Raw genomic sequence first — 7,886 nt, 5'->3', positions numbered from 1 at the left:
TCGCGACGCCACTAGACCCCCCCCCCCCGCCCCCCCCACCCCCCCCCCCCCCCCCCCCCCCCCCCCCCCCCCCCCCCCCCCCCCCCCCCCCCCCCCCCCCCAGGACCGCACCCAGCAGTCCCACCCGCGCTTCGAGAAGTAGCACTTCCCGAAGCGGCCGAAGCGGCAGGCGACAGACAGGACGCGTCATGATCGTACGGATCATGGGGGAGGGCCAGTGGAAGCTGGCCGACAGCCACTTCGTCGAGCTGAACCGGCTCGACGACGAGCTGCTCGAAGAGATGGAGTCGGGGGACCAGGAGGGCTTCCGCCGGACGCTCGGCGCCCTGCTCGACGCCGTCCGGCGGCTCGGCGAGCCGCTTCCCGACGACGCGCTCGAACCCTCGGAGCTGATCCTCCCGGCTCCGGACGCGAGCCTCGACGAGGTCCGCGCGATGCTCTCCGACGACGGCCTCATCCCGGGCTGACCCCCGACGTCTCCGACGACGGCCTCATCCCGGGCTGACCCCCGCGTCTCCGACGACGGCCCCGGCCCGGGCCGACCCCGCCGCGAAGGCTCGGCCACGAGCCTCGGAGCTCACCCACGACGGTCCCGCCGCCCCCACGGGCGCCGGGACCGTCGCGCTTCCCGGACCGGCCCCCGTACCGTTGTCACCCGTGACTTCCACCGGCCCCTCCAGCGGGACCCCCTACAGCCGTGTCCGTGACGGGTTCCGGGCCCATCCGCTGGCCTTCGACGCGGTGCTGGCCTTCGGCGTGCTCGTGTCGATGATCGCCGGGTCGTACACGGACCCGCACGGGAGTCCGGACGGGCCGACGTTCGGGGACCACGCCCCGGACGTGTGGAGCGTGCTGATCATGGTGGCGGGGGCGGCCTCGCTGGTGTGGCGCCGCCGGAACCCGCTCGCCGTGCTCGGCTTCACCGTGACGATCAGCCTGTTCGAGCTGGTCGTGGACAGCAGGCCAGTGCCGATAGCGATGAGCGCGGTCGTCGCGCTCTTCACCGTCGCCGCCCACACCGACCGGCCGACCACCTGGCGGGTCGGCCTGATCACGATGACCGTGCTCACCATCGCCGCGATGGCCTTCGGCCCGACGCACTGGTACGCCCAGGACAACCTCGGGGTGTTCGCGTGGACCGGCATGGCAGCGGCGGCCGGGGACGCCGTGCGCAGCCGCCGGGCGTTCGTCGACGCGATACGGGAACGGGCCGAGCGCGCGGAGCGCACACGGGAGGAGGAGGCGGGCCGCAGGGTCGCCGAGGAGCGGCTGCGGATCGCCCGTGACCTGCACGACGTCGTCGCCCACCACATCGCCCTGGTGAACGTGCAGGCCGGCGTCGCGGCCCATGTCATGGACAAGCGCCCTGACCAGGCCAAGGAGGCCCTCGCGCACGTCCGCGAGGCGAGCCGCTCGGCGCTCGACGAGCTGCGGGCCACCGTCGGCCTGCTGCGCCAGTCCGGCGACCCCGAGGCGCCCACCGAGCCCGCGCCGGGCCTCGCCGTCCTCGACGGGCTGCTCGACAGCTTCCGGAAGGCGGGCCTCCCGGTCGCCCTGGCCCGCGCGGACGGCGAGAAGCCGCTGCCCGCGACGGTCGACCTGGCCGCGTACCGGATCGTCCAGGAGGCGCTGACCAACGTCCGCAAGCACGCGGGGCCCGAGGCCGAGGCCGAGGTCAGCGTCGTCAGGGTGGGCCGTACGGTCGAGATCACCGTCCTCGACAACGGCACCCCGCAGTCCGGCGCGGCCGAGGAGGCCACCGGGTCCGGCGGCCACGGGCTGCTCGGCATGCGGGAGCGGGTCGGCGCGCTCGGCGGCACCCTGACCGCCGCCCCCCGGTACGGCGGCGGCTTCCGCGTGCAGGCGATACTGCCGGTGACGTGCCGCACGGGGGAGGACACATGACGATCCGGGTACTGCTCGCCGACGACCAGGCCCTGCTGCGCAGCGCCTTCAAGGTCCTGGTGAACTCCGAGCCGGACATGGAGGTCGTCGGGGAGGCGCCCGACGGTGCCGAGGCGGTCGCCCTCGCCCGCTCCGAGCGGCCCGACGTCGTCCTGATGGACATCCGCATGCCGGGGACGGACGGACTCGCCGCCACCCGCATGATCACCGCCGACCCCGAGCTCGCGGACGTACGGATCGTCATGCTGACCACCTTCGAGGTCGACGAGTACGTCGTGCAGTCGCTGCGCGCCGGCGCGTCCGGCTTCCTCGGCAAGGGCGCCGAACCGGAGGAGCTGCTCGGCGCGATCCGGATCGCGCACGCCGGCGAGGCGCTGCTCTCCCCGGCCGCCACCAAGGGCCTGATCGCCACCTTCCTCGCGCAGGGCGCGGGCACGGCCGTGGACGCCGGCGAGGGCGGCCGGGCCCGCTCCGAGAGGCTCGCCGCGCTGACCGCCCGCGAGCGCGAGGTCCTCGTCCTGGTGGCGGGCGGCCTGTCGAACGACGAGATCGCCGAGCGGCTCGACGTCAGCCCGCTCACCGTGAAGACCCACGTCAACCGCACCATGGCGAAACTGGGCGCCCGCGACCGGGCCCAGCTGGTGGTCACGGCCTACGAGTCCGGTCTCGTACGCCCCCGGGTGGAGTGAGCGCGTACTCCGAACGCGGTATGCGCGGGATAAGGAAGTGCACCCGGGGGCCGAGGACTTCCGGCCGGGGATGGCAGATCGTATAGGCGGGGGGCACCTCCGGCGGATCCAGCGGGTCCGGGCCGGGGTCTTGGCTGCTCCCGCCTGCCGACGAGTACGCCACAGAAGAGAGACCCCATGTCCTGGCTGTCCAGATTCAGCCTCGCGCAACGGGCCCTGATCGGGCTGATGTCCATCGTCGCGATCGTGTTCGGGGCGATCGCGATCCCGCAGCTGAAGCAGCAGTTGTTCCCCTCGATCGAGCTGCCCATGGTCTCGGTCCTCGCCCCCTACCAGGGCGCCTCTCCCGATGTGGTCGAGAAGCAGGTCGTCGAGCCGCTGGAGAGCAACCTCAAGGCCGTCGACGGCCTGAAGTCGGTCACCTCCACCGCCTCCGAGGGCATGGCCGTCGTCATGGCCTCCTTCGACTACGGCGACGAGTCGACGAAGCAGCTGGTCGCCGAAGTCCAGCAGGCCGTGAACCGCGCCCGCGCGCAGCTGCCCGACAGCGTCGACCCGCAGGTGATCGCCGGTTCGACCGACGACATGCCGACCGTCGTCCTCGCCGCCTCGTCCGGCAAGGACCCGCAGGCCCTGGCCGACCAGCTGGAGCGGACCGTCGTGCCCGCCCTTGAGGACATCGAGGGCGTCGGCCAGGTCTCCGTCAGCGGCGTCCAGGAACTCCAGGTCTCCGTCGTCCCGGACGAGCGGAAGCTCGCCGCGGCCGGGCTCAGCTCCATGAAGCTCGCCGAGGCCCTCCGCTCCGGCGGCGCCACCGTCCCGGCCGGCTCCTTCTCGGAGGCCGGCAAGAGCCGCACGATCCAGGTCGGCGGCGGCTACACCTCGCTGCGGCAGATCGAGGACCTGCGCATCCCGGCGGCCGTCCCCGGCAAGGGCAAGGCGGTCCGGCTCGGTGACGTGGCCACGGTGAAGCAGGAGGAGTCGCCGCGCGTCTCCCTCACCCGTACCAACGGCAAGCCCAGCCTCGCCGTGATGGCCACCATGGACAAGGACGGCAGCGCCGTCGCCATCTCCGACGCCGTCGCGGAGAAGCTGCCCGAGCTCCGCCGCGACCTCGGCGCCGGCGCCGAGCTGACCGTCGTGTCCGACCAGGGCCCGGCCGTCGCCAAGGCCGTCTCCGGCCTCACCACCGAGGGCGCGCTCGGCCTCGTCATGGCCGTCCTGGTGATCCTGGTCTTCCTCGCGTCGATCCGCTCGACGCTGGTGACCGCGGTCTCCATCCCGCTCTCGGTCGTCCTGGCCCTGATCGTGCTGTGGACCCGGGACCTGTCCCTGAACATGCTGACGCTCGGCGCGCTCACCATCGCCATCGGCCGGGTCGTCGACGACTCGATCGTGGTCCTGGAGAACATCAAGCGGCACCTGGGGTACGGCGAGGAGCGCCAGAGCGCGATCATCACCGCCGTCCGCGAGGTGGCGGGCGCCGTCACCTCCTCCACCCTCACCACCGTCGCCGTCTTCCTGCCGATCGGCCTGACCGGCGGCATGATCGGCGAGCTGTTCGGCTCCTTCTCGTTGACGGTCACCGCGGCCCTGCTGGCCTCGCTGCTCGTCTCCCTGACGGTCGTCCCGGTCCTCTCGTACTGGTTCCTGCGCGCCCCCAAGGGCACCTCGGCCGACCTGGCGGAGGCCCGCCGGCTGGCCGAGGAGAAGGAGGAGAAGAGCCGTCTCCAGCGGATGTACGTGCCGGTCCTGCGGTTCGCGACCCGGCGCCGTCTCGTCAGCCTGGCCATCGCGCTCGTCGTCCTGGCCGTCACCTTCGGCATGGCCCCGCTCCTGAAGACGAACTTCTTCGACCAGGGCGAGCAGGAGGTGCTCAGCATCCAGCAGGAGCTGGCGCCCGGCACCAGCCTGAGCGCCTCCGACGAGGCCGCGAAGAAGATCGAGAAGGTCCTCGCGGAGACCGAGGGCGTCAAGGACTACCAGGTCACCGTCGGCTCCTCCGGCTTCATGGCGGCCTTCGGCGGCGGCACCGGCTCCAACCAGGCCTCGTACAAGGTCAGCCTGGAGAACTCCGACGCGTACGAGAAGACCCGCGACGCCCTCGCGAAGGCGCTCGACGGCCTCGACGGCATCGGCGACACCACCATCGCCGCCGGTGACGGCTTCGGCAGCCAGGACCTGAGCGTCGTCGTCAAGGCGGCCGACCCTGAGGTCCTCAAGAAGGCCTCCGAGCAGGTCCGTACGGCCATCGCCGGGATGAAGGACGTCACCGACGTCCAGAGCGACCTGTCCCAGTCCGTCCCGCGCGTCTCCGTCAAGGCGAACGAGCGGGCGGCCGACGCCGGCTTCGACTCCGGCTCGCTCGGCATGATCGTCGCCCAGGCCGTCCGGGGCACCCCGGCCGCCAAGGCGATCCTCGACGACAGCGAGCGGGACGTCCTCATCACCTCGGCGAAGCCGGCCACCACCCTGGCCGAGCTGAAGGCCCTGCCGCTCGGCCCGGTGAAGCTCGGCGACATCGCCACCGTCGAACTGGTCCCCGGCCCGGTCTCCATGACCCGGATCGACGGCGCCCGCGCCGCGACCATCACGGCCAAGCCGGTCGGCGACAACACCGGCGCGGTCAGCTCCGCGCTCCAGTCGAAGATCAGCGCGCTCGACCTTCCGGAGGGCGCCACCGCCACCATCGGCGGTGTCTCCGAGGACCAGACCGAGGCCTTCACCAACCTCTTCCTGGCGATGCTCGCGGCCGTCGCGATCGTCTTCATGCTCCTGGTGGCGACCTTCCGCTCGCTGATCCAGCCGCTGATCCTGCTGGTCTCGATCCCGTTCGCGGCGACCGGCGCCATCGGCCTCCTGGTGCTCACCGGCACGGCCATGGGCGTCCCGGCGATGATCGGCATGCTGATGCTCATCGGCATCGTCGTCACCAACGCGATCGTCCTGATCGACCTGATCAACCAGTACCGGGCCCAGGGCCTGGGCGTGGTCGAAGCGGTCGTCGAGGGCGGCCGGCACCGGCTCCGCCCGATCCTGATGACCGCCCTGGCGACGATCTTCGCCCTGCTCCCGATGGCCCTCGGCATCACCGGCGAGGGCGGCTTCATCGCCCAGCCGCTGGCCGTCGTGGTCATCGGCGGTCTGATCACCTCCACCCTGCTCACCCTGCTCCTCGTCCCGACGCTCTACGCGATGGTGGAGCTCCGCAAGGAGCGCCGTGCGCGGAAGAAGGCGGCGAAGAGCGGCGTGGAGCTCCCGGAGCAGCCGACGGACTCGGGTGCCGACATGGACCTGCTCGACATCCTGGACGTCTAGGACCGGGTCCGTACGCCGAAGGGCGCCCCGCACGATTGCGGGGCGCCCTTCGGGCTGTACGAGCGGAGGAGAACCGTTACGGCAGGGCGAGCATCCGCTCCAGCGCGAGCTTGGCGAAGCTCTCCGTCTCCTGGTCGACCCGGATCTGGTTGACGAGGTTGCCCTCGGCCAGGGACTCCAGGGTCCACACCAGGTGCGGGAGGTCGATGCGGTTCATCGTCGAGCAGAAGCAGACCGTCTTGTCGAGGAAGACGATCTCCTTGCCCTGGTCGGCGTAACGGTTCGCCAGCCGGCGCACGAGGTTCAGCTCGGTGCCGATGGCCCACTTCGAGCCGGCCGGGGCCGCGTCCAGGGTGTTGATGATGTACTCGGTCGAGCCCACGTAGTCCGCGGCGGCGACGACCTCGTGCTTGCACTCCGGGTGGACGAGCACGTTCACGCCCGGGATGCGCTCGCGGACGTCGTTCACCGAGTCCAGCGAGAACCGGCCGTGCACCGAGCAGTGCCCGCGCCACAGGATCATCTTCGCGGCGCGCAGCTCCTCGACGGTCAGGCCGCCGTTCGGCTTGTGCGGGTTGTAGAGCACGCAGTCGTCCAGGGACATGCCCATGTCGCGGACGGCGGTGTTGCGGCCCAGGTGCTGGTCCGGCAGGAACAGCACCTTCTCGCCCTGCTCGAAGGCCCAGTTCAGGGCCCGCTCGGCGTTGGACGAGGTGCAGATCGTGCCCCCGTGCTTGCCGGTGAAGGCCTTGATGTCGGCCGAGGAGTTCATGTACGAGACGGGCACCACCTGCTCGGCGACACCGGCCTCGGTCAGCACGTCCCAGCACTCGGCGACCTGCTCGGCGGTGGCCATGTCGGCCATCGAGCAGCCGGCCGCCAGGTCGGGCAGGACGACCTTCTGGTCGTCGCCGGTGAGGATGTCGGCCGACTCCGCCATGAAGTGCACGCCGCAGAAGACGATGTACTCGGCCTCCGGCTTGGCGGCCGCGTCGCGGGCCAGCTTGAAGGAGTCGCCGGTGACGTCGGCGAACTGGATGACCTCGTCACGCTGGTAGTGGTGGCCGAGCACGAAGACCTTGTCCCCGAGCTTCTCCTTGGCCGCGCGGGCGCGCTCCACGAGGTCCGGGTCGGAGGGCGACGGCAGATCGCCGGGACACTCCACGCCGCGCTCGCTCTTCGGGTCGGCCTCGCGGCCGAGCAGGAGCAGGGCGAGCGGCGTCGGCTGCACATCCAGGGGCTGGGCGGTGGTCACGTCACGCACCCTTTCTTGAGGGTCTTCTGCTGAGGGTCTTCGGCAACGCTTTTCGTCGAAATGACGCTATCTATCATAACCGCTTCGCGTCAGCATGACGATGTCCATAGTGTCGATGTGACGAATTCGCCGTCCGCACTCGTGGACATGGTGTGCGAGCATGAAAGAAGAAAGACCCGCTCGGCCCGGAATGAATCCGGGACACCGCCGGTTGCAACCGTCGGCAAGCAGTCTCCGTACACACCGGGAGAGAAGCAGATGTCCGTATCGGACGAGAAGACCACTGTCAGCGACGGCATCCTCCTGTCCGACGCCGCCGCGGCCAAGGTCAAGGCCCTCCTCGACCAGGAAGGCCGCGAGGACCTGGCCCTGCGCGTCGCCGTTCAGCCCGGTGGCTGCTCCGGCCTGCGTTACCAGCTGTTCTTCGACGAGCGTTCGCTCGACGGCGATGTCGTGAAGGACTTCGACGGCGTCAAGGTCGTCACCGACCGCATGAGCGCCCCGTACCTCGGGGGTGCCTCGATCGACTTCGTCGACACGATCGAGAAGCAGGGCTTCACCATCGACAACCCGAACGCCACGGGCTCCTGCGCCTGCGGCGACTCGTTCAGCTAAGCCCGTACGCACCTGAGGGCGGCGGGGGGGGGGGGGGGGGGGGGGGGGGGGGGGAGGGGGGGGAGGGGGGGGTGGGGTGGGGGGGGTGGGGGGGGGGCGCGGTC

Annotated in this window: 6 protein-coding genes; 5 read left to right on the top strand and 1 reads right to left on the bottom strand. The window is 71.2% G+C overall.

What is annotated here, in order from left to right; all coding sequences use genetic code 11:
* Positions 1-188 precede the first annotated feature (188 nt).
* From pspAA to ACZ7G1_RS06840, 4 genes are all read left to right on the top strand, one after another.
* Positions 189-467: a PspA-associated protein PspAA gene (gene pspAA, locus ACZ7G1_RS06855; protein WP_470882538.1), complete on the top strand. Its 279-nt coding sequence runs from the start codon at positions 189-191 to the stop codon at positions 465-467.
* Positions 468-657: 190 nt separating this feature from the next.
* Positions 658-1,905, top strand: a complete 1,248-nt coding sequence (locus ACZ7G1_RS06850; RefSeq protein WP_470882537.1) for a sensor histidine kinase — start codon at positions 658-660, stop codon at positions 1,903-1,905.
* On the top strand, positions 1,902-2,594 hold the full coding sequence (locus tag ACZ7G1_RS06845; protein ID WP_470882536.1) for a response regulator: 693 nt from the start codon (positions 1,902-1,904) through the stop codon (positions 2,592-2,594). Before ACZ7G1_RS06850 ends, ACZ7G1_RS06845 begins: the two co-directional genes overlap by 4 nt.
* A 177-nt stretch (positions 2,595-2,771) precedes the next feature.
* On the top strand, positions 2,772-5,912 hold the full coding sequence (locus tag ACZ7G1_RS06840) for an efflux RND transporter permease subunit (protein ID WP_470882534.1): 3,141 nt from the start codon (positions 2,772-2,774) through the stop codon (positions 5,910-5,912).
* Between the two features lie 76 nt (positions 5,913-5,988).
* Here ACZ7G1_RS06840 and nadA read toward each other — a convergent pair whose 3' ends face one another.
* The gene (gene nadA, locus ACZ7G1_RS06835) at positions 5,989-7,167 is read right to left on the bottom strand and encodes a quinolinate synthase NadA (protein ID WP_470882532.1); all 1,179 of its coding nucleotides are present in this window, start codon (positions 7,165-7,167) and stop codon (positions 5,989-5,991) included.
* 258 nt (positions 7,168-7,425) lie between these two features.
* Here nadA and ACZ7G1_RS06830 point away from each other — a divergent pair, with 258 nt between their 5' ends.
* Positions 7,426-7,782 carry a HesB/IscA family protein gene (locus tag ACZ7G1_RS06830; protein ID WP_015033024.1) on the top strand — a complete coding sequence of 119 codons (357 nt, stop codon included), beginning with the start codon at positions 7,426-7,428 and terminating at the stop codon, positions 7,780-7,782.
* Positions 7,783-7,886 lie beyond the last annotated feature (104 nt).

Source organism: Streptomyces sp. NPDC037273, assembly GCF_055603625.1.
Note: the sequence above shows the minus strand (reverse complement) of the source record. Positions and strands in the feature narration are given on the sequence as shown.